Here is an 18,102-nt window from a genome sequence, read left to right as displayed (position 1 = left end):
ACGGCTGGGCGACGGGTCGGTACCGGTCAGGCACCGGCCGGCGCCGGGTCGGCGACGGTGACGCCCGTGCGCCGTCGTCCGCCCGCCCGGATCGCGCGCGGGGTCAGGAGACGCTGCGCCCCGGCGAGCAGCCCCTCGAGCCCGAGGCAGAGGACGACGACGATCAGCGCCCCGGCCAGCGCCTGGCCGTAGCGCTGGGTGAAGATGCCGTTGGAGATGATGAGCCCGAGCCCGCCGCCGCCCACCAGCGACGCGAGCGAGACGGTCGCCACCACTTGCACGACGGCGGTGCGCACCCCCGCGGCGACGAGCGGCAGCGCGAGGGGGAGCTCCACGTCCCGCAGGAGCCGGGCGCCGGACATGCCCATCCCGACGCCGGCGTCACGGGCCGCGGGATCGATGTCGCGCAGACCGGTCCACGTGTTCGACAGGATCGGGGGGACCGCGAAGACGGCGACCGCGAGGATCGTCGGCCACTGCCCCAGCCCCAGGCCGGCCGTGAAGATGTAGAGCAGGGCGAGCGTGGGCAGCGCGCGGGTGAGGTTCGCCGTCGCCACCACCACGGCGCCGCCGCGGCCGGCGTGCCCGAACCAGAGTCCCAGCGGCAGGGCGACGGCCGCGGCCAGCAGCACCGCGACGAACGTCATCCAGAGATGGTCGCCGAGCAGGTCGAGGATCCCGCCCGTGCCGGTCCAGCTCAGCGGGTCGTTGAGGTAGACGAAGGCGTCGCCGAGCGCGGAGCCGCTCATGCCGGCCTCCGCAGCCAGGGCGTGACGAGGCGGCCGAGGGCCAGCAGCAGGAGGTCCGCGACCAGTGCGATGGCCACGCACAGCAGCGACGCGGCCATGATCTCGGCGCGGTAGGACGAGTTGAACCCTCGGTACATCGCCTGGCCCAGGCCGCCGTACCCGACGACCACGCCGACGGTGACCAGCGCGACGGTGGTGACGGTGGCCAGGCGCACGCCGGTGATGACGGCGGGCAGCGCGAGCGGGAGCTCGACGGCGAGCAGGCGCCGCGCACGGGAGTAGCCCATGCCGTCGGCCGCCTCGACGACCGCCGGCGGCACGCCGCGCAGCCCCACGAGGGTGTTGCGGACGAGGACGAGCATCGCGTACGCGACCAGCCCGACGAGCACGGTGGTGCGGCCGATGCCCGTGAACGGGGCCAGCAGGCCGAACAGGGCGAGCGAGGGCACGGTGTAGAGCACCGCCGAGGTGCCCAGGACCGCCCCGGACAGGGCCGGCCGGCTCCGCGCCAGGACGGCCAGCGGCACGGCGAGCAGGAGCGCGACCAGCACGGCCTGGACCGTGAGGCTGACGTGCTGACCGGTGAGGTCGAGCAACGTTCGCCAGTTGTTCTCGAGGTACCGCCACGAGAACCAGGGGTTGTCCGTGCCGGCCTGCATCGGCATCACGTCGCCTGACGCTACCGGTGCCCGACGCTGCCGGCTCGCGACGGCGTGGCACCGTCCGGCCGGGGCAGCCCCTTCGCGGCCGTGGAGGCGCCTGCCGGGCTCTCGTGCACCATCGCCGCGGACGTCTCCGAGTTCTTCAGCGAGAACGTGCCCCCGAACCCGCAGCAGGCCTGCGCCTCCGGCAGCGCCACGAGGTCGATCCCCGCGACCGCGCGCAGCAGCCGGAGCGGCTTGTCGCCCACCTTGATCATGCGCGAGGGAGGCACGTGGGGTGGTAGGTGGCCGAGTGCGGGAACCAGGCCCCCGACGTCGGTCACCCCCCAGGACGTCGACCAGCAGCTCGGACAGCTCGTACGTCCGGGCGGCCACGAGCTCCGCGTCGCGCGCCAGACCGTTCTCGCCCTCCCGGCGGGCGACCATCGCCTGCTGGTGGCGCACCGATCCCACGCACGACCCCGAGGGTCCGACGACGGCGTCCCACTCGCCGCGCAGGCGCTCCGCGTCCATGCGTCCGCTCGCCCACGTGCCGGCCCGCCTCGCGCCCCAGGCGGCGCTCGTGACCGGCGACGCCCTGCAGGTGCTGCGAGGTCCCCGCCACCTCGTCCAGCTCCTCGCCGCCGCCAGCCTGCCGGCCCTGGGCCTCGCGGTCCCGCAGCCGGTGCCGGTGGTGACCGTGCTCCTCCTCGTCGTCGGCGGCTACGCCGCCGCCCTCGCCGTCACGGGGCCCGCGCGCAACGCCCACGCCGCCCCGGCCCTCGGACGCGCTCCTGCCCCTCGGGGGGGCGGCAGGTTCGCCGGGTCCGCCTGGTCGTGCCGGTCGCCTGCACTCGCTGTGGTCGCTCGGCGTCTTCTCGCTGCTCGCGTGGCGGTACGGCGGCGCGGAGTGGCTCGCCCTCGGCCTGCTGGCGGCGCCCGTGTGGGCCGCCGGGGCGGTGCGCGCCGCGTACCGGCCGCTGCCCGACTTCTCCGGGCCCCTGATCCACACCCCGATGGGAGCGTTCCCGCCGGGGATGACCACGGTGTTCCACAAGGGGCCCGACGTCGTCGTCCCGGGGGTGATCCCGGTGCTCGTCGCCGTCCTCGTCGGAGCGGTCTCTCCCGCGCTGCTCGCTGCGCAGGCGGTGCTGGCCGCGGTGGTGCTGGCCGTCGTCGTGCACCCGAAGGGTGAGCCGGCGCGCCCCAGGCGTCAGCCGACGAGCTCGAGGGCGTCCGCCAGCAGCTCGTAGGAGCGGTGGCGGGTCTCGGCGGTGGGGGTGCTGGAGGCGACGATGACCTCGTTCGCCTGCGCGTGGACGGCGAACTGCTCGACCCGCTCGCGGACCGTGGTCGGCGAGCCGACGGCGGAGTAGCGCAGCATGTTCCGGATCTGGTCCCCGGCTGGGGAGGAGAGGAGCGTATCGGCGTCCTCGTCGGACAGCGGCAGCCCGCTGCGGGTGAGCCGGCCGGCGTTGGCGCGCAGCGCGGAGTGGTAGATCTCGTGCGCCTCCGCGTCGGTGTCCGCGGCGAAGACGTTCATCGCCGCGATGACGTACGGCTCCGGATGCTTCTCCGACGGCCGGAACTCGCGCCGGTAGGCGCTCACCGCGTCGACGAGAGCGTCCGGCGCGAAGTGCGACGCGAACGAGTAGGGCAGGCCCAGCGCCGCGGCGAGCTTCGCCCCGAACAGCGACGAGCCGAGGATGACGAGCGGCACCTCGGTGCCGGTCCCGGGTGTCGCGCGGACCACCTGCCCCGGCCGCCCCGGCCCCAGCAGAGCCTGGAGCTCGACGACGTCCTGCGGGAAGCGGTCGGAGTCGCTCGGATGGCGGCGCAGCGCCTGCAGCATCGCCATGTCGCCGCCCGGGGCGCGGCCGAGCCCGAGGTCGATCCGGCCCGGGTAGAGCGTCTCCAGGGTGCCGAACTGCTCGGCGACGACGAGCGGGGAGTGGTTCGGCAGCATGATGCCGCCGGCCCCGACCCGGATCGTCGAGGTGTGCCCGGCGATGTGCCCGATCAGGACTGCGGTCGCCGAGGAGGCGATGGTCGGCATGTTGTGGTGCTCGGCGAACCAGTAGCGCCGGTACCCCCAACGCTCCGCGTCCTGCGCCAGCGCGACGCTGGCGTCGAAGGTCTCGCGCACGCTGCCGCCCGCCCGGACGGTCGCGAGGTCGAGGACGGACACGGGCACGGACATGGGGGGCCTCCGGTTGCTGACGGGTGCACGCGCCTCGGGGGTGACCGGGGCGCGTCCTCGTCACCGTACGTCGCGGTGGACGGCGTCGGCCAACGGGGACTCCCGCCCGCCCGTGCTGCCGGTGCGTCGGCTGCCCGCAACCGGGCGAGCCGCAGCGGCCCGAGCGGCCCGAGTGGCCCGAGCGGGCCGAGCGGGCCGGGGCGAGCCGGACAGGGGCGGACAGGGCCGGACGTCCGCCCTGCCCGTGTCGCGGGACCCCTGACGGAGGCGCATGCTCGTGGGTGGAATCCTCCGACGCGCTCGCGCGTTGGAACAGCTGTACGGAATGTCCCTGAGGATGTCCCGGGGGAGGGAACACCATGCGGCCGACGCACGTCGAGCTCGAGGACGATGACGGCACCGTCCTGCGGTACTTCCACCACGAGAACGGCGGGGGGGCTGGTCGAGTCCAGCGCCCGTGTCCACCCGACGGCGTTCGTCGCCGCCGGCGCCTACGTCGACCCCGGCGCCCGGATCGGTGCCGAGGCACGCGTGGGCGCGGGAGCGTGGATCGACCGGCGCGCCGACGTGGGGGAGAGGGCCGTCGTCGGTCAGGACGCGCACGTCGGGCGTGGCGCGGTCGTCGGGCCCGAGGCGAACGTCGGGCCGCGCGTGAGGGTCGGCGAGGACGCCCGGATCGGTCCGCGCGTCAACGTCCCGGTGGACTCGCAGGTCGAGGCCGGCGCCGTCGTCGAGGTGGTCTCGAGGCGTCAGGGCGGCCTCGGCACGGCGGCGTGAGGGGTCGCGCCGTCGCCTCACTACTCTGGCGCAGATGACCAGGATCGTCGCCGGCACGGCGGGAGGGCGGACCCTCCAGGTGCCCCGCAGCGGGACCAGGCCCACGTCCGAGCGGGTGCGGGAGGCGCTCTTCTCCCGGCTCGACCACCTCGGGGCCGTCGACGGCGCGCGCGTCCTCGACCTCTACGCCGGTTCCGGCGCCCTGGGCCTCGAGGCCGCGAGCCGTGGTGCCGAGCGTGTCACGCTCGTGGAGACCTCCCGGCCGGCCGCCGACCTCTGCCGGCGCAACGCCAGGGCGCTCGGGCTCGATGGTGTCGACGTCGTCCTGCAGAGGGTCGAGACCTATCTCGCCGGCGAGCCCGCCCGCGGTGCGGCGCCGGCCCACCTCGTGCTGCTCGACCCGCCTTACGACGTCACCGAGGACGCCCTCGCAGGCGTTCTGGCGCTGCTCGCCGCCCGGGGGACCGAGGACGCCTCCCGCCCCGCCGGGCGGGGAGTCGCGCCCTGGCTGGACGCGGAGGCGGTCGTCGTCGTCGAACGTTCCAGGCGCAGCCCGGAGCCGGGCCTGGCCCGCCGGTCTCCAGCGCACCGACGCGCGCCGGTACGGCGACACGCAGGTGTGGTTCGCGGCGCCGGTCGCCGGGCCGTGAACGGGCGACGGCGCGCCGCCGCCGAGTCGTAACCCGGCTCGAGCCGTCCGGGCCGCTACCGTGAAACGCATGGTCGAAGTGGAGCGGCGATGAGCCTCGCGGTGTGCCCGGGGTCCTTCGACCCGATCACGCTGGGGCACGTCGACGCCGTGCGCCGCGCACGCGCGATGTTCGACCAGGTCGTCGTGGCGGTCGCGCACAACCCCGCCAAGCGGTACCTCTTCGCAGCGCAGGAGCGCGTCGACCTGGCCCGCTGGTCGCTCGCCGACCTCGACGGCGTCCGGGTGGAGCTGGTCCCCGGACTGCTGGCGCGCTACTGCGCCGACGTCGACGCGACCGCCATCGTCAAGGGTCTGCGCGGCGCCGCCGACTTCGACGCCGAGCACGCCATGGCGCTGATGAACCGCCATATCAGCGGGGTGGAGACGGTCTTCGTGATGGGCGACCCGGCGCTCGCCCACGTCGCGTCGTCCCTCGTCAAGGACGTCGCCCGCCACGGCGGCGACGTCACGGATCTCGTCCCGCCCCCCCGTCGCCGACGCGCTGCACCGGGCGCTGAGCAACTCAGGAGAAGCACGATGACCGCCAGCCAGCAGCACACCGCCGCCGAGCAGCACGCCGAGGACGGCGCCTCGCTGATCTCGATCCTCGACGAGCTGACGGAGCTCGTCACGGCGGCACGGGCGATGCCCATGTCGGCGTCCGTGCTCGTCAACCGCGCGGAGGCCCTCGACCTGCTCGACGCCGCCCGCGCCGTCGTCCCGGAGGAGATCCAGACGGCGGACGACATCGTCGCGGACGCCGACGCGATGGTCGAGCGCGCCCGGCAGCGCGCCGACAGGATCGTCGAGGACGCGCACGCCCGCGCGGAGGAGCTGGTCGCGAACGAGCACGTGGTCCGCCTGGCCGAGGAGCGCGCCGAGCAGATCGTCACCGCCGCCGAGGCGAAGGCCGCGAAGCTGGCGGCGGACGCCGACGACTACTGCGACCGGCAGCTCGCCCAGTTCGAGATCGACCTCAACTCCATCGGCGCCCAGGTCCGCGCCGGACGCGAGGCGCTCGCCGCCCGCACCGGGCGTGACGCGCCGGTCGAGGACGACTGACCGGGACGACCGGCGACGACCGGCCGCGGCGACCGGCGGCGACCGGGACGACCGGCGACGACCGGCCGCGGCGACCGACGACGGCCATCGACCGCCCCGGCTGGCGCGGCGGCGGCCGGCATGTGTAGCATCGAACGCCGGCCTGCCGGCGGGCGTCGTGGACGCCCGGCTCCGACAGGCCCGCACACCGGTTCCCTCCGCGCACCGCGCGGCTGCTGCAAGGAGTGTCATGGTCGCCCGATCGCCGCTCGTGGTGAGCACCCACGAGCTCGGACGCCGTCCCGGTGCGATGCGCACGCTCGACGCCGTCGTGCCCGCGCCCGACGACCTCGGCACGGAGGTGGTCCGCGTCCCCGGGGGCTCCGACCTCGCGCTCGACCTGCGTCTCGAGGCCGTGATGGACGGCGTCCTCGTCACCGGCACGGCACGGGCGTCGCTGAGCGGCGAGTGCGTGCGGTGCCTCCGCGACATCGACGACGAGCTCACCGTCGACATCTCCGAGCTGTACTACTACCCGGACAGGAAGCGCTCCCTCGTCGACGAGGGGGACGAGGAGGCCGAGGAGCTGCCCACGCTCGAGGGTGAGCTGCTCGACCTCGAGCCCACGGTGCGCGACGCGGTGGTCCTCGCCCTGCCGTTCCAGCCGCTGTGCCGGCCCGACTGCGGCGGGCTGTGCCCGGTGTGCGGCGAGCGGATGGACGACCTCGAACCAGGTCACCACCACGAGCAGCTCGACCCGCGCTGGTCCGCCCTCGGGGCGCTGCTGGAGCAGGAGGGCGAGAAGAGGGACGGCGAGCGGTGAGCGGGCGTCGTCGTCGTTCCGACCTCCAGCCCGAGGCTCCCGCCCGGCCCGACGTCGAGACCCTCACCTCCGCCCTCGGCACCACGATCGACCCCGAGCTGCTGGTCCTCGCCCTGACGCACCGGTCCTTCGCGCACGAGGCCGGCGGCATCCCCACGAACGAGCGGCTGGAGTTCCTCGGGGACTCTGTGCTCGGCATCGTCGTCACCGAGCGGCTCTACCGCGATCACCCGGACGAGTCCGAGGGCGACCTCGCGAGGATGCGCGCCGCGACCGTCAGCCAGAAGGCGCTGGCGTCGGTGGCCCGCGAGATCGGCCTCGGCGAGTACATCCTCCTCGGCCGCGGCGAGCTGGTCACCGGCGGGCGGGAGAAGGACTCCATCCTCTCCGACACCGTCGAGGCGCTCATCGGGGCCACGTACCTGTGTCACGGGCTCGAGCGCACCCGCACGGTGGTCGAGCGGCTCGTGGCGCCGCTGCTGGACCAGGCGGCCAACCTCGGCGCGGGCCTGGACTGGAAGACGTCCCTGCAGGAGCTCACCGCCGAGCGCGGGCTCGGCGCACCCACGTACGCGGTCACCGGCACAGGGCCCGACCACGCCCGTACGTTCACCGCCACCGTGGTCCTCGACGGCGTCGAGCACGGCCGCGGAACGGGCAGCTCGAAGAAGATCGCCGAGCAGAACGCTGCGGAGGACACGTACGCGAGGCTCAGCGCTGCGCCGGTGGCCGGCGTCGACGGCGGCGCCTGAGGCACCGTGCCCGAGCTTCCCGAGGTCGAGACCGTCCGACGGGGACTCGCCGGCCGTGTGCTCGGTCGCCCCGTCGCCGGCGTCGAGGTGCACCACCCGCGCAGCGTCCGGCGCCAGCCCGGCGGGGCATCTGAGCTGTCCGACCGCCTCGTCGGCCAGACCTTCACCGCCGCGGTGCGCCGCGGGAAGTACCTCTGGCTCACGCTGGGGGAGGGTCCCGCCTCCCCGCCGGACCACGCTCTCGTCGCGCACCTGGGCATGAGCGGCCAGCTGCTCGTGCAGGAGCCGGAGGGGGCCCGGCGTGGCGCTGACGTGCCGGGCGGTGCTCCGGTGGTGGCGGGCGGTGCCCCGGTGGTGCCGGGCGGTGCTCCGGTGCCGGGCCGTGCGGCCGCCGCGCCGGGACGGCGAGCCGGGTCCGACCCCGCCGCCCCCTTCCTGGCCCCCGTGGGCGAGCGTCCGGCCGACCTGACAGCCACCCTCCCGCCGACCGTGGTCCGGGACATCCCGCTCACGACGGCACATTTGCGCGTGCGGATCACCCTCGCCGACGGCGGCGAGCTCTGGTTCGTCGACCAGCGCACGTTCGGCCACGTCGTGGCGGTCGACACCGTCCCCACGCCGGACGGCGCCCCGGGCGGGCTCGGCAGCGACGCCGCCGTCGTCCCGGCACCCGTCGCCCACATCGCCCGCGACCTGCTCGACCCCGCCCTCGACCGCCGCGACCTCGTCCGCCGCACCCGGGCCCGGCGCACCGAGGTCAAGCGTGCGCTGCTGGACCAGAGTCTCGTCTCCGGCGTCGGGAACATCTACGCCGACGAGGCGCTGTGGCGCGCTCGCCTCCACGGGGCCCGTCGCACCGACGTGCTCCGGCCGGACCGGCTTCGGGCCCTCTACGACGCGGCGGCCGACGTGATGCGCGAGGCGCTCGCCGTCGGGGGGGACGTCCTTCGACGCCCTGTACGTGGACGTCGACGGCGCCGCCGGGTTCTTCGCGCGGTCCCTGGCCGTCTACGGGCGGGCGGGCCTTCCGTGCCCGCGGTGCGGTGCGGTCGTGCGCCGCGAGGAGTTCATGAACCGGGGGTCGTTCTCCTGCCCGCGGTGCCAGCGCCGCCCGTCGACGGCGCGCTGAGCGTGCGGTGCGCCGCTTCCGGCGCAGTACGGCGGGGTTTGGGTAGTCTCGGATCCGTGCCGAACGCTCAGGAACCACAGCAGCCACACGACATCCGCGTGATGATCATCGACGACCACGAGATCGTGCGGCGAGGGATCGCGGAGATCGTCGACCGCGCCGACGGCCTCACCGTCGTGGCCGAGGCCGGATCGGTGGCGGAGGCGGTGCGCCGCGCCGAGCTCGTCCGGCCGGAGGTCATGCTCGTCGACCTCCAGCTGCCCGACGGCACGGGCATCGACATCGTCCGCACGCTGCGCGAGAAGGTCCCGGACGCCCGTCCCGTGGTGCTCACGTCCTTCGACGACGACGACGCTCTCGCGGAGGCGCTCGAGGCCGGGGCGAAGGCCTACCTGCTGAAGACCGTCCGTGGCGCGGAGATCGCCGAGGTCGTCAAGGCGGTGGCCGCCGGCCGCACGCTGCTCGACGAGCGCACCGTCACCCGTCGTCGCGCGGACCACGAGGACCCGACGGCCGACCTCACGCCGTCGGAGCGCCGCGTGCTTGAGCTCATCGGCGACGGCCTGTCGAACCGGGAGATCGGCGAGCGGCTCGGCGTCGCCGAGAAGACGGTCAAGAACCACATCACGTCGCTGCTGAGCAAGATGGGGCTGCAGCGCCGCACGCAGGTCGCCGCCTGGGTGGCCGGGCAGCGCGCCGCGGGCTGGCGCGGCTGAACGTCGGCCACCGCCTCCAGCCCACGGTGACCTCGAAGCGGTAGAGGGCCCCGGGAGGCCGAAGTGGTCGACGGCGTGACGGTGCGACCGTGGCGGAGCCTCATCCACGACGGGTGATCTGCTGCCGTGTCCCCGGTGGATAGCGTGCCTCTGACTTCGGTGCTCGCACACGCGGCGGGCGGACGCGCACGGAGGACGGCGGTCATGATCAAGCTCCTCGACGGTATGCCTGCGGGGGGTCCTCGGGTTCCGGGCGGTCGACGACGTGGAGGAGGAGGACTATCGCGACGTGCTGGTTCCTGCGGTCGACGCGGCCGTCGCCGAGCACGGCAAGGTTCGTGTCGTCCTCGTCCTCGGTCCTGAGTTCGACGAGTTCGAGGGCGACGCGATCTGGGAGGACATGAAGCTCGGTGCCCGTCACCCGGCGTCGTTCGAGCGCATCGCCGTCGTGACCGACGCGGCTTGGGCAGGTCCGGCGGTCAGGGTCTTCAGCGTCCTGTGGCCAGGACAGGCGCGCGCGTTCCGGCTCGCGGACCTCGAGAGCGCCAAGCGCTGGGCGGCCGAAGGGGCCGGCCGAGACCGGTCGCCGCGGGGCCCCACGGCCTGAGCCTGCGGCGGCTCGGGCCCGGAGATCAGGTGAGCGGCACCTGCCAGCTCAGCTGCGACCCGTTGCCGTCCTCGCTGCGCCCCATGGAGAAGGTGCCGCCGTGCCGCCTGGCGCGCGCGGCCAGGTTGCCGAGACCCGATCGGCGGGAGACGGACGGGGCGACGCCCACGCCGTCGTCGGTCACGTCGACGACGATGCGCCCGGTGAAGCCGGCCCCCAGCACGCTCACGTGCACCAGGACCGAGGAGGCCCGGGCGTGCTTGGCAGCGTTTGCCAGGCCCTCCCGGACGACGGCGACGGCGTCGTCGGCGATGTCGGCGCCCACCCGGTCGTCGATCTGGGTGACGAGGCCCGCCTGCGCCTGGTCGTCGGTGATGTCGGTCCCGTCGAGCTCGATGATCAGCGACGGCGCGAAGCCCAGCGACTGGCGGGCCAGGGACGCCTCGCGGCGCAGCCGCTCCACCAGTACGACCGCCGCGTCCGGCTCGCGGAGCGAGTGGACGATGGAGCGGATCTGCTTGACGGACTCGTCGACGCTCGTCAGCGACTCCTCGAGCAGGTGCGCCAGGCCGTCGTCGCCGCGCTCGGCCATGGCGGCATGGGCCGAGGCGAGCTGCATGCCGGTCGCGAAGAGCTGCTGGATGGCGAGGTCGTGGAGGTCCCGGGCGATCCGCGCGCGTTCGTCGAGCAGCGAGGCGACGTCCTGGGCGTGCCGGGCGGCCGCCAGCTCCAGCGCGAGCGCCGCCTGGCCGGCCACCGACTCCGCCATCATCAGGTCCGACCGTCCGAACTCGGGCCCGCCCACGCGCCGGAGCAGCAGCACGACGCCGCGGCCCTCGCCGCGCAGCATCATGGGGGCGTAGAGGGCCGGCCCGAAGTGCGCGAGCTCGGGCAGGCGCAGCGTGCGCAGGCGGGTGAGGGAGTCGACGATCATCCCGGTGCCCTCCTTGAGCACCGTCATCGCGCGTCCGTCGGGCGGGAACACGAGCCCGACGAGCTGCCCGGCGCGGTAGCCGTCCGCGATCTCGCAGGCCCACGCGTCGCCGACCGAGGGCAGGATGATCAGGGCCGTGTCCGCCTCGGCGACCTCCCGGAGGCGGGCGGCGATCATCTCGAGCGCCTCCTCCTCCTCGGTGCCCTCGAGCAGGGTGGTGGTGATGTCCTGGCTCACGGCGATCCATCGCTCGCGGTTGCGGGCGTCGGTGTAGAGCCGGGCGTTCTCCACCGCGACCGCGGCGGCCTCCGCGAGGCTCATCATGTCGTCGGCGTCGCTCGCGGTGAACCCGCCCTCCTTCTCCGCGAGGTAGAGCCGGCCGTACACCTTCTCCTGCACCCGCACGGGCACCCCGAGAAAGGTGTGCATGGGCGGGTGCCCCTCGGGCCACCCCCCGAAGTCCGGGTGCTGGGTGAGGTCGTCGAGGAGGAGAGGCCCGTCCACCGGGATGGCGCCGAGCACGCCGCGCCCGCGGGGCGGGTGGCCGAGGATCTGCTGCTCCTTCTCGGTCATGCCGACCTGGACGAACGCGGTGGTCTCGCCGCGGTTGTCGAGCACGCCGAGCGCGGCGTACTTCGCACCCGTGAGCCTCGCGGCCCGGTCGACGAAGCGTCGCAGCGCCTCTGTGACGTCCAGCTGGGAGGTGAGGTTGAGCGCGGCGCCGAGCAGGGCCGAGGTGTCGGTGGCGAGCGTGTGCCCGTGGTCTTCGTCGGAGGCGCCGGTGGCGTCGACCGCCGACGCGGGCCCGGTGTACGGCCCGTGGTCGGGACGCCGCACGACGGAGGCGCCGTGCGCCACCGGGCAGCGGGCGTCGTCCTCGGTGCTCATGCTCGGTGCTCCTCCTGCTCCAGGGCCCAGCGGTAGGCGGCCACCTCCGCGCGGAGGCGCTCGTGCGTGCCCCGCGCCAGAACGGTAGCGGGTCCGTCGCCCGCCCCGCCCAGGACCATCACCTCCTCGGCGGCGGCCAGGGGGGAGAGCCGGTGGGTCACGAGGACGACGCCGCGGGCGGCGTCGCCGGCGCCGACGCGGAGGAGGTCGCCGAGCAGCCGGTCCGCGGTGGCGGGGTCGAGGTGCTCGCCCGGTTCGTCGAGAAGCAGCAGCCGGGCGCGGCTGGCCAGCGCCCGGGCCAGGAGCAGCCGCCGGCGCTCGCCGCCCGACACGGTCGCCGCGTCCGGGCCGAGCATGGTGCCCAGCCCGTCGGGAAGCGCGGCCAGCCAGTCGTCCAGCCCGGCCCGACGGACCAGATCGGCGCCCTCGGTCTCGGTGACGTCCCCCCGCGCGACCCGCAGGTTCTCCAGCACCGTGGTCCCGAAGATGTGCGCGTCCTCGGCGGTGAGGACGACGTCGGAGCTGACCCGCCCGCGGTCCGTCCCCCACACCGGCGCCCCGTCCAGCTCGACGGTGCCGGCACGCGGCGGGAGGAGCCCGGCGAGGGTCAGCAGGAGGGTGGTCTTCCCGATGCCGCTGGGCCCGACGACGGCGACCGCCCGGCCCGGGGCGAGATCGAGGTCGATGCCCTGGGCGACGACGGGTCCTCCGGGCCACCCGACGGCGAGATCTCGGGCAGTCAGGCGGGGGCCGTCCGCGGCCGGGCACCGGCCCTCGGCGGTCGGGCGCCGGCCCTCGGCGCGCACAGTGCCGGGCGGGGTCCGCACGGACGTGGTGGCTGCCCGGGCCGCGGGTCCGGGCCCGGCCGGCACGGCCGCGGGTTCTCCGGCGGCGCCGGCCCGGTCGAGCAGTTCCATGATCCGCACCGCCGACCCGCTCGAGCGAACCAGCTGCACGGCGGCGGGCCCCAGCATCGCCGTGCCCTCGAAGGCGGCCAGCGGAGTCAGCACGATCACGGCCAGCTCGACGGCCTCCATGCTCCCGGCCACGGTGGCCGGGATGCCGAGGGCCAGGGAGCCCAGCACCGCGACGCCCATCGCGAGGGTGTCCAGGCCGGCGGCGAAGGCCGCCGGGCGGTGCCGCGGCGTCCTTGGCGCGGGCGAGGTCGTCCTCGGTGGCCCGCAGCGAGGCGAGCACGTCCCGGAGGCCAGATCGGCGCCTCGGCGCCACGGCTGCCGCCGACCCCCGCGCGCGGCCGAGGGTGCGTCAGCACCCGCAGGGACGACGACACCGTCGCCGTCGAACGACACCCAGGAGGAATCGTGACCCTGTCCACCAAGAACCGCCGCAAGGCCCTGCTCGGCGCCGCCGGCACCGTCGCGATGGCCGCCGGCCTGCTCGCGGCGCCCGCCTCGGCGGCCACGAACGGCGTCGCCAACGAGAACGCCAACGAGGCTGCTGAATGCGCCGGCCGCAGCATCCCAGCCAGCAAGATCTCGATCCAGATGTTCAGCTACGCCGGCTGGGCCCGTGAGATCGGCACGGAGGCCGTCCTCGCCGAGCTCGCGGAGATCGGCTACAAGAACGTCGAGCCTTTCGGCGGCACCTACGAGGGCCGCAGCGCGGAGGACTTCAGCGCGCTGCTCAAGGAGTACGGCCTGAAGTCCCCCACCTCCCACGGCAGCACGAACGAGGCGACCTTCGGCGACACGCTCGCGTTCGCCAAGGAGGTCGGCCAGAAGTACGTGGGCTCGGGCGGGTTCGCCCTGTCCGGGATCGCCCGGGACGGGAGCACCACGTACGACCAGGTGCTCGACATCGCCGAGTCGCTGAACCGCCTCGGCGAGGCGTCGGTGAAGAACGGCACCGGCAAGGTCTTCGGGCACAACCACCAGCAGGAGTTCACCACCCAGTTCGAGGTGGACGGCGAGACGAAGACGGCGTGGGAGATCATCGTCGAGAACACGGACCCCCGGTACGTGACCTTCCAGCTCGACACGTTCTGGGCCGCGGACGCGGGCGTCGACGTCGCGGGCCTGATCGAGGAGCACGGGGACCGCATCGAGCTGCTCCACATCAAGGACGGCGACCTGAACGGCGACGCGCGGGGCATCCCGGGCGACGTCGGCGAGGGCGACATGGAGTGGGGGCCGATCCTCGAGGCCGCCCAGGGCAAGGTGAACTACTACGTCGTCGAGCGCGACGGCGCCCCGGCCGACATCGAGTTCGCCCGGGACAGCTTCGAGTTCCTCACCTGCTACAACTTCTGAGGATCTCTGGCAGTACCCACGCAGTGAATGACCGAGGCCCCGTCCACGCGGACGGGGCCTCGGCCTTTGCCGGCAGTGAGGGCACTCTCGGCGGTGGGAAGCGCGTGGCGGTCGGTGTTCGCCGGCGGCGGCAAGCAGAAGGGGGCGGCACCCGTGCGGGTGCCGCCCCCTTTCGCCAGCCGTCAGCGTGCCGGGACGGGGGCCCCGACGAGCTCGAGGATGAGGTCACGCACGTCCGTGGCCCCGACGCTGTCGCGACGCGCGGCCGGGTCCGAGCACAGCAGCACCGGTGCGTCCTGCGGGTCCTCCGGCAGGCGCCCGTGGCTGCCGCGCACGGGGGAGGGGTCGAGCGGGACGACCTGCATCGCGTACCGCATCCCCGCCTTCTTGCGGGCCAGGGCGGCGGCGGCGCGGAGCTTGACCCAGCGGTCCTCGGGGTCCATGAACAGCTCGGCCGGGTCGTAGCCCGGCTTCTTGTGGATCTCGACCATGCGTGCGAAGTCCGGCGCGCGGTCGTCGTCGAGCCAGTAGTAGTAGGTGAACCACGCGTCGGGCTCCGCGACGGCCACGAGGTCGCCGGCACGCGGATGGTCCAGCCCGTGCCGGGCCTTCCCCTCGTCGTCGAGCACCTCCGCGACGCCGGGCAGGTCCCGCAGCAGGGCGGCCACCTGCTCCCGGTCGGCCGGGTCCTCGACGTAGACGTGGGCCACCTGGTGGTCGGCGACGGCGAACGCGCGCGACGTCCACGGGTCCAGCAGCTCGCCTGTGGCGTTCGTGTGGACGTGGAGCAGCCCGGCCCGCCGCAGGGCGCGGTTGATGTCGACCGGGCGGGACACCGGGGTGATGCCGTACTCGGACAGCACCACGACGGTGGTGCCGGAGTCACGGGCGTCGGCGAGGAGCGGGGCGAGCGTGTCGTCGAGCTCCTGCGCCGCCCGGACGGCCTCGGGGGAGTCCGGGCCGAAGCGCTGGAGGTCGTAGTCGAGGTGCGGCACGTACACGAGCGTCATGTCGTGCTCCGGCATGAGCCGGCGGGCCGCCGCGACGATCCATCTCGAGCTCGCGATGCCCGCCGTCGGCCCCCAGTACGTGAAGAGCGGGAACGGCCCGAGCTCGGCGACGAGCTCGTCGTGCAGCTCCGGCGGCCACGTCCAGCAGTCGGGGTCCTTGCGCCCGTCCGCGTGGTAGACCGGGCGAGGTGTGATCGTCGTGTCCGTCGTCGACCCCATCGCGTACCACCAGCACACGTTCGCCACCCGGTAGCCTGGCCGCTCGCGCCGGATCGTCTCCCAGACCTTCTCCCCGCCGACCAGCCTGTTGTGCTGGCGCCAGAGGAGGACCTCGCCGAGCTCGCGGAAGTACCAGCCGTTGCCGACGATCCCGTGGTCTCGTGGCAGCAGCCCGGTGAGGAAGGTCGACTGCGCGGAGCACGTGACCGCCGGCAGCACCGTGCCCAGCTCGGCCTGGAAACCCGCAGCCGCGACCGTGCGCAGGCTGTTCATGTGCTGCAGCGCGCGCGGCGTGAGGCCGACGACGTCGAGGACGAGAATCTTGTCGCTCACGCTGTCACTCCCATCGTCTCGAGCCGGGCTGCCGTCCACGACAGCTCGGCGGCGATCCCGGCGACGAGGTCGTCGTCGGTCTTCGGCCGTACCGCCTCGGGCAGCACGGACCACGTGTAGGTCTCCACCTCGAGGTGATCGACCAGCGGCGTCGCTCCGCCGACGAGCGTGCGCAGGCCCGCCTCGAGGACGTCGGTCGTGCTGCGCAGCCCCTCGGCCTCCGGTCCGGCGTGGAGGGGCACGTGGAAGTGCACGCGCCAGGGACCGTCGTGCGGCAGGTCGCCCGCCAGGGCCTCGGGCAGGTCGTCGCGGCGCTCGATCCGGCCGTCCCTGCGCGCCCGCACCTGGTGGAGGAACCGGTCCTCGGCGAACGCCGCGAGCGAGGCCCGCGTGGCTTCCTCGTCCGGGCGCTCCGCGTGCAGGGCGGCGGAGACCTGCGTCTTGACCACCGGGACCCCCGCCTCCGCCAGGGCGGCGGCGGCCGCGGCCGGGTCCTCGAACTCGGTGGCGAGGTGGCACAGGTCCACGCAGGCACCGACGTGCTCGCCGATGCCGGCCAGCTCCGCGGCGGCCTGCTCCGACGTCTCGACGACGCAGCCGGGCTCGGCCTCCAGCGCCACCCGGACCGTGCGGCCGGTGCGGCGGCGCAGGTCCCCGAGCGCCTCGTCGAGGGCACCGAGCTTCGCGCGGGCGGCGGCCCGGCGGCCGTCGTCCCACGGGGTGCGCCACGCGAAGGGGAGCGTGGAGATGCTGCCCCGGGCGGCGTCGTCGGGCAGCAGGGCGGCGAGCACCTCGGCGCAGGCGAGCGTGTAGTCGAGGCGGGCGTCCTCGGTCCAGTCCGGGACGTAGACGTCGCGCTTGACCACCGGGGCGTGGAAGTGCCCGTAGGGGAACGCGTTGAGCGTGACGACCTCGCAGCCGGCCCGCTCGAGCGCGGCGCGCACCCGAGCCAGGTCGTCGGCGTCGGCGGCGAGGGCGTGCGCGGCGACGGCGGGCAGCCACAGGCCGACGCCGAGCCGGTCGACGCCGAGGCGCTCGCGCACCCCGCCGCAGTACCGCTCGATCTGGTCGACGAGCCCGGTGACGTCCTGGGCGGGGTGGACGTTCGTGCAGTACGCGAGGTGGACGGTCGAGCCGTCGGGGTGACGCAGCCGCACGTCAGCGCCCCGTGGAGAGGGGCTCGCCGCGCAGGACCGAGTTGCCCTCGAAGGTCGCGCCGGCCGCCGGGGCGGTGTCCTCGGCGAGGAGGAGCCGGCCGCTCTGGCCGTAGAACTCGACGGGGTTGCGCCACAGCACCTTGTCGACGTCGTCGTCGGAGAAGCCGGCCGCGAGCATCGCCTCGCCGGTCCTCAGTGTGGTCAGCGGGTCGCTGCGCCCCCAGTCGGCGGCGGAGTTGACGATCATCCGGTCGAGCCCGTGGTCCTGCAGGATCCGCACCATGCGGTCCGGCGCCATCTTCGTGTCCGGGTAGATGGAGAAGCCCATCCAGCAGCCGGAGTCGGCCACTGTCTGCACGGTCGTCTCGTTGAGGTGGTCGACGAGCACCCGCCCCGGGGCGAGGCCGACCTCGGCGACGACGTCGAGCGTGCGCCGCGTCCCCGCCGCCTTGTCCCGGTGCGGGGTGTGGACGAGGGCGGGCAGGTCGTGCTCGCCGGCGAGCTCGAGCTGACGCACGAAGACCTGCTCCTCCTCGTCGGTCATCGAGTCGAACCCGAGCTCGCCGACGGCGACGACGCCGTCCTTCTCCAGGTAGCGGGGGAGGACGTCGAGGACCTCGCGGCAGCGCGGGTCGTTCGCCTCCTTGGGGTTCAGCCCGATCGTGGCGTGGTGGACGATCCCGAACTGGGCGGCGCGGAACCGCTCCCAGCCCAGCAGGCCGTCGAAGTAGTCGACGAAGGACGCGACGGACGTGCGGGGCTGCCCGAGCCAGAACGCCGGCTCGGTGACCGCGCGGACGCCGGCGGCGTACATCGCCTCGTAGTCGTCGGTGGTGCGCGAGGTCATGTGGATGTGCGGGTCGAAGATGCGCATCAGGTCTCCAGGGTCGTCGGTGGGGAAGTCCCGGCCGCCTCGCCGGGGCGGGCGGTCAGGGCGCGGGCGGCGTCGCCCGTTCCCGGCTGCGCGGCGGCTCGGGCGACCCCTCGAACGGGCAGCGACGCCGCCCCCGCCGGGACGCCGGTCCCCGCGGGGCCTCCTCGCCCCGGGACTCCTGGGGCGACCAGCAGGTCGAGGCGAGCTCGCGCGAGACCGTCGAGTACGACGTCGCCCGGCTCGGGCTCCCGGAGCTCGACCACGCACCGCGGCGCGACGACCAGCCGGACC

Annotated in this window: 19 protein-coding genes and 2 pseudogenes; 10 read left to right on the top strand and 11 right to left on the bottom strand. The window is 74.5% G+C overall.

Features of this window, described 5'->3' with window-relative positions:
• Window positions 1–26 precede the first annotated feature (26 nt).
• From DA06_RS12545 to DA06_RS12530, 4 genes are read right to left on the bottom strand one after another with little or no spacing between them, the layout of a single operon-like run.
• Window positions 27–749 (bottom strand): ABC transporter permease subunit, encoded by a 723-nt coding sequence (locus DA06_RS12545; RefSeq protein WP_043500555.1) that lies wholly within the window; start codon window positions 747–749, stop codon window positions 27–29.
• The gene (locus tag DA06_RS12540) at window positions 746–1,414 is read right to left on the bottom strand and encodes an ABC transporter permease (RefSeq protein ID WP_043500553.1); all 669 of its coding nucleotides are present in this window, start codon (window positions 1,412–1,414) and stop codon (window positions 746–748) included. Before DA06_RS12540 ends, DA06_RS12545 begins: the two co-directional genes overlap by 4 nt.
• Before the next feature lie 14 nt (window positions 1,415–1,428).
• Complete coding sequence (locus tag DA06_RS12535) at window positions 1,429–1,734, bottom strand: heterodisulfide reductase-related iron-sulfur binding cluster (RefSeq protein WP_418605180.1); 306 nt, start codon at window positions 1,732–1,734, stop codon at window positions 1,429–1,431.
• The gene (locus tag DA06_RS12530) at window positions 1,731–2,159 is read right to left on the bottom strand and encodes a hypothetical protein (RefSeq protein ID WP_418605179.1); all 429 of its coding nucleotides are present in this window, start codon (window positions 2,157–2,159) and stop codon (window positions 1,731–1,733) included. Before DA06_RS12530 ends, DA06_RS12535 begins: the two co-directional genes overlap by 4 nt.
• A gap of 172 nt (window positions 2,160–2,331) precedes the next feature.
• On the opposite strand from DA06_RS12530, the gene DA06_RS12525 reads away from it, so the two are divergent.
• Window positions 2,332–2,643, top strand: coding sequence for a hypothetical protein (locus tag DA06_RS12525; RefSeq protein WP_043500531.1), 312 nt, complete (start codon window positions 2,332–2,334; stop codon window positions 2,641–2,643).
• On the opposite strand, the gene DA06_RS12520 is transcribed toward DA06_RS12525, so the two are convergent.
• Complete coding sequence (locus tag DA06_RS12520) at window positions 2,604–3,590, bottom strand: LLM class flavin-dependent oxidoreductase (RefSeq protein ID WP_043500529.1); 987 nt, start codon at window positions 3,588–3,590, stop codon at window positions 2,604–2,606. The genes DA06_RS12525 and DA06_RS12520 overlap by 40 nt on opposite strands.
• Window positions 3,591–3,980: 390 nt before the next feature.
• On the opposite strand from DA06_RS12520, the gene DA06_RS12515 reads away from it, so the two are divergent.
• The 8 genes and pseudogenes from DA06_RS12515 (at window position 3,981) to DA06_RS12480 (ending at window position 10,126) form a co-directional block, all read left to right on the top strand.
• The gene (locus tag DA06_RS12515) at window positions 3,981–4,367 is read left to right on the top strand and encodes a hypothetical protein (RefSeq protein WP_052436699.1); all 387 of its coding nucleotides are present in this window, start codon (window positions 3,981–3,983) and stop codon (window positions 4,365–4,367) included.
• Between the two features lie 34 nt (window positions 4,368–4,401).
• A pseudogene (gene rsmD / locus DA06_RS12510) lies at window positions 4,402–5,017 on the top strand (16S rRNA (guanine(966)-N(2))-methyltransferase RsmD).
• An 89-nt stretch (window positions 5,018–5,106) separates the two neighbouring features.
• Window positions 5,107–6,120: a pantetheine-phosphate adenylyltransferase gene (coaD, locus tag DA06_RS12505; protein WP_418605177.1), complete on the top strand. Its 1,014-nt coding sequence runs from the start codon at window positions 5,107–5,109 to the stop codon at window positions 6,118–6,120.
• Window positions 6,121–6,349: 229 nt separating this feature from the next.
• A complete protein-coding gene (locus DA06_RS12500; RefSeq protein WP_043500527.1) occupies window positions 6,350–6,922 on the top strand; it encodes a YceD family protein in 573 nt (190 codons plus the stop codon).
• On the top strand, window positions 6,919–7,674 hold the full coding sequence (rnc, locus tag DA06_RS12495; RefSeq protein ID WP_052436698.1) for a ribonuclease III: 756 nt from the start codon (window positions 6,919–6,921) through the stop codon (window positions 7,672–7,674). Before DA06_RS12500 ends, rnc begins: the two co-directional genes overlap by 4 nt.
• A gap of 6 nt (window positions 7,675–7,680) precedes the next feature.
• Window positions 7,681–8,803: pseudogene (locus DA06_RS12490) on the top strand (Fpg/Nei family DNA glycosylase).
• Window positions 8,804–8,904: 101 nt separating this feature from the next.
• Window positions 8,905–9,519: a response regulator transcription factor gene (locus tag DA06_RS12485; protein WP_043500540.1), complete on the top strand. Its 615-nt coding sequence runs from the start codon at window positions 8,905–8,907 to the stop codon at window positions 9,517–9,519.
• Window positions 9,520–9,748: 229 nt separating this feature from the next.
• Window positions 9,749–10,126: an STAS/SEC14 domain-containing protein gene (locus DA06_RS12480; RefSeq protein WP_418607996.1), complete on the top strand. Its 378-nt coding sequence runs from the start codon at window positions 9,749–9,751 to the stop codon at window positions 10,124–10,126.
• Window positions 10,127–10,151: 25 nt separating this feature from the next.
• On the opposite strand, the gene DA06_RS12475 is transcribed toward DA06_RS12480, so the two are convergent.
• Window positions 10,152–11,948, bottom strand: a complete 1,797-nt coding sequence (locus DA06_RS12475; protein ID WP_418605176.1) for a GAF domain-containing sensor histidine kinase — start codon at window positions 11,946–11,948, stop codon at window positions 10,152–10,154.
• Window positions 11,945–13,258 carry an ATP-binding cassette domain-containing protein gene (locus DA06_RS12470; protein ID WP_418605175.1) on the bottom strand — a complete coding sequence of 438 codons (1,314 nt, stop codon included), beginning with the start codon at window positions 13,256–13,258 and terminating at the stop codon, window positions 11,945–11,947. Before DA06_RS12470 ends, DA06_RS12475 begins: the two co-directional genes overlap by 4 nt.
• Window positions 13,259–13,270: 12 nt before the next feature.
• Between DA06_RS12470 and DA06_RS12465 the strand changes: the two genes are divergently transcribed.
• Window positions 13,271–14,218: a sugar phosphate isomerase/epimerase family protein gene (locus tag DA06_RS12465; RefSeq protein WP_052436695.1), complete on the top strand. Its 948-nt coding sequence runs from the start codon at window positions 13,271–13,273 to the stop codon at window positions 14,216–14,218.
• Between the two features lie 182 nt (window positions 14,219–14,400).
• Here DA06_RS12465 and DA06_RS12460 read toward each other — a convergent pair whose 3' ends face one another.
• Genes DA06_RS12460 through DA06_RS12445 form a run of 4 tightly spaced genes read right to left on the bottom strand, consistent with a single transcriptional unit; the run spans window position 14,401 to window position 18,074 of the window.
• On the bottom strand, window positions 14,401–15,780 hold the full coding sequence (locus DA06_RS12460) for an alkaline phosphatase family protein (RefSeq protein ID WP_043500521.1): 1,380 nt from the start codon (window positions 15,778–15,780) through the stop codon (window positions 14,401–14,403).
• Entirely contained in the window at window positions 15,777–16,937 is a 1,161-nt protein-coding gene (eboE, locus tag DA06_RS12455) for a metabolite traffic protein EboE (protein WP_043500519.1), read from the bottom strand. Before eboE ends, DA06_RS12460 begins: the two co-directional genes overlap by 4 nt.
• Before the next feature lies 1 nt (window position 16,938).
• Window positions 16,939–17,811, bottom strand: a complete 873-nt coding sequence (locus DA06_RS12450; protein WP_043500515.1) for a TatD family hydrolase — start codon at window positions 17,809–17,811, stop codon at window positions 16,939–16,941.
• Entirely contained in the window at window positions 17,811–18,074 is a 264-nt protein-coding gene (locus DA06_RS12445) for a hypothetical protein (RefSeq protein WP_418605174.1), read from the bottom strand. The genes DA06_RS12450 and DA06_RS12445 overlap by 1 nt, the downstream gene beginning before the upstream one ends.
• Window positions 18,075–18,102 lie beyond the last annotated feature (28 nt).

Origin of the sequence: Georgenia sp. SUBG003, assembly GCF_000715355.2 — a bacterium.
In the GTDB taxonomy this organism is placed as follows: Bacteria; Actinomycetota; Actinomycetes; order Actinomycetales; family Actinomycetaceae; genus Georgenia.
This window is presented reverse-complemented; position numbering and strand designations above follow the sequence as displayed.

Bases quoted from the DNA above. Each gene is read 5' to 3' on its own strand.
- DA06_RS12545 (WP_043500555.1), bottom strand. From the start codon at position 749: ATGAGCGGCTCCGCGCTCGGCGACGCCTTCGTCTACCTCAACGACCCG.
- DA06_RS12540 (WP_043500553.1), bottom strand. From the start codon at position 1,414: ATGCCGATGCAGGCCGGCACGGACAACCCCTGGTTCTCGTGGCGGTAC.
- DA06_RS12520 (WP_043500529.1), bottom strand. From the start codon at position 3,590: ATGTCCGTGCCCGTGTCCGTCCTCGACCTCGCGACCGTCCGGGCGGGC.
- DA06_RS12515 (WP_052436699.1), top strand. From the start codon at position 3,981: ATGACGGCACCGTCCTGCGGTACTTCCACCACGAGAACGGCGGGGGGG.
- coaD (WP_418605177.1), top strand. From the start codon at position 5,107: ATGAGCCTCGCGGTGTGCCCGGGGTCCTTCGACCCGATCACGCTGGGG.
- DA06_RS12500 (WP_043500527.1), top strand. From the start codon at position 6,350: ATGGTCGCCCGATCGCCGCTCGTGGTGAGCACCCACGAGCTCGGACGC.
- DA06_RS12485 (WP_043500540.1), top strand. From the start codon at position 8,905: ATGATCATCGACGACCACGAGATCGTGCGGCGAGGGATCGCGGAGATC.
- DA06_RS12475 (WP_418605176.1), bottom strand. From the start codon at position 11,948: ATGAGCACCGAGGACGACGCCCGCTGCCCGGTGGCGCACGGCGCCTCC.
- DA06_RS12450 (WP_043500515.1), bottom strand. From the start codon at position 17,811: ATGCGCATCTTCGACCCGCACATCCACATGACCTCGCGCACCACCGAC.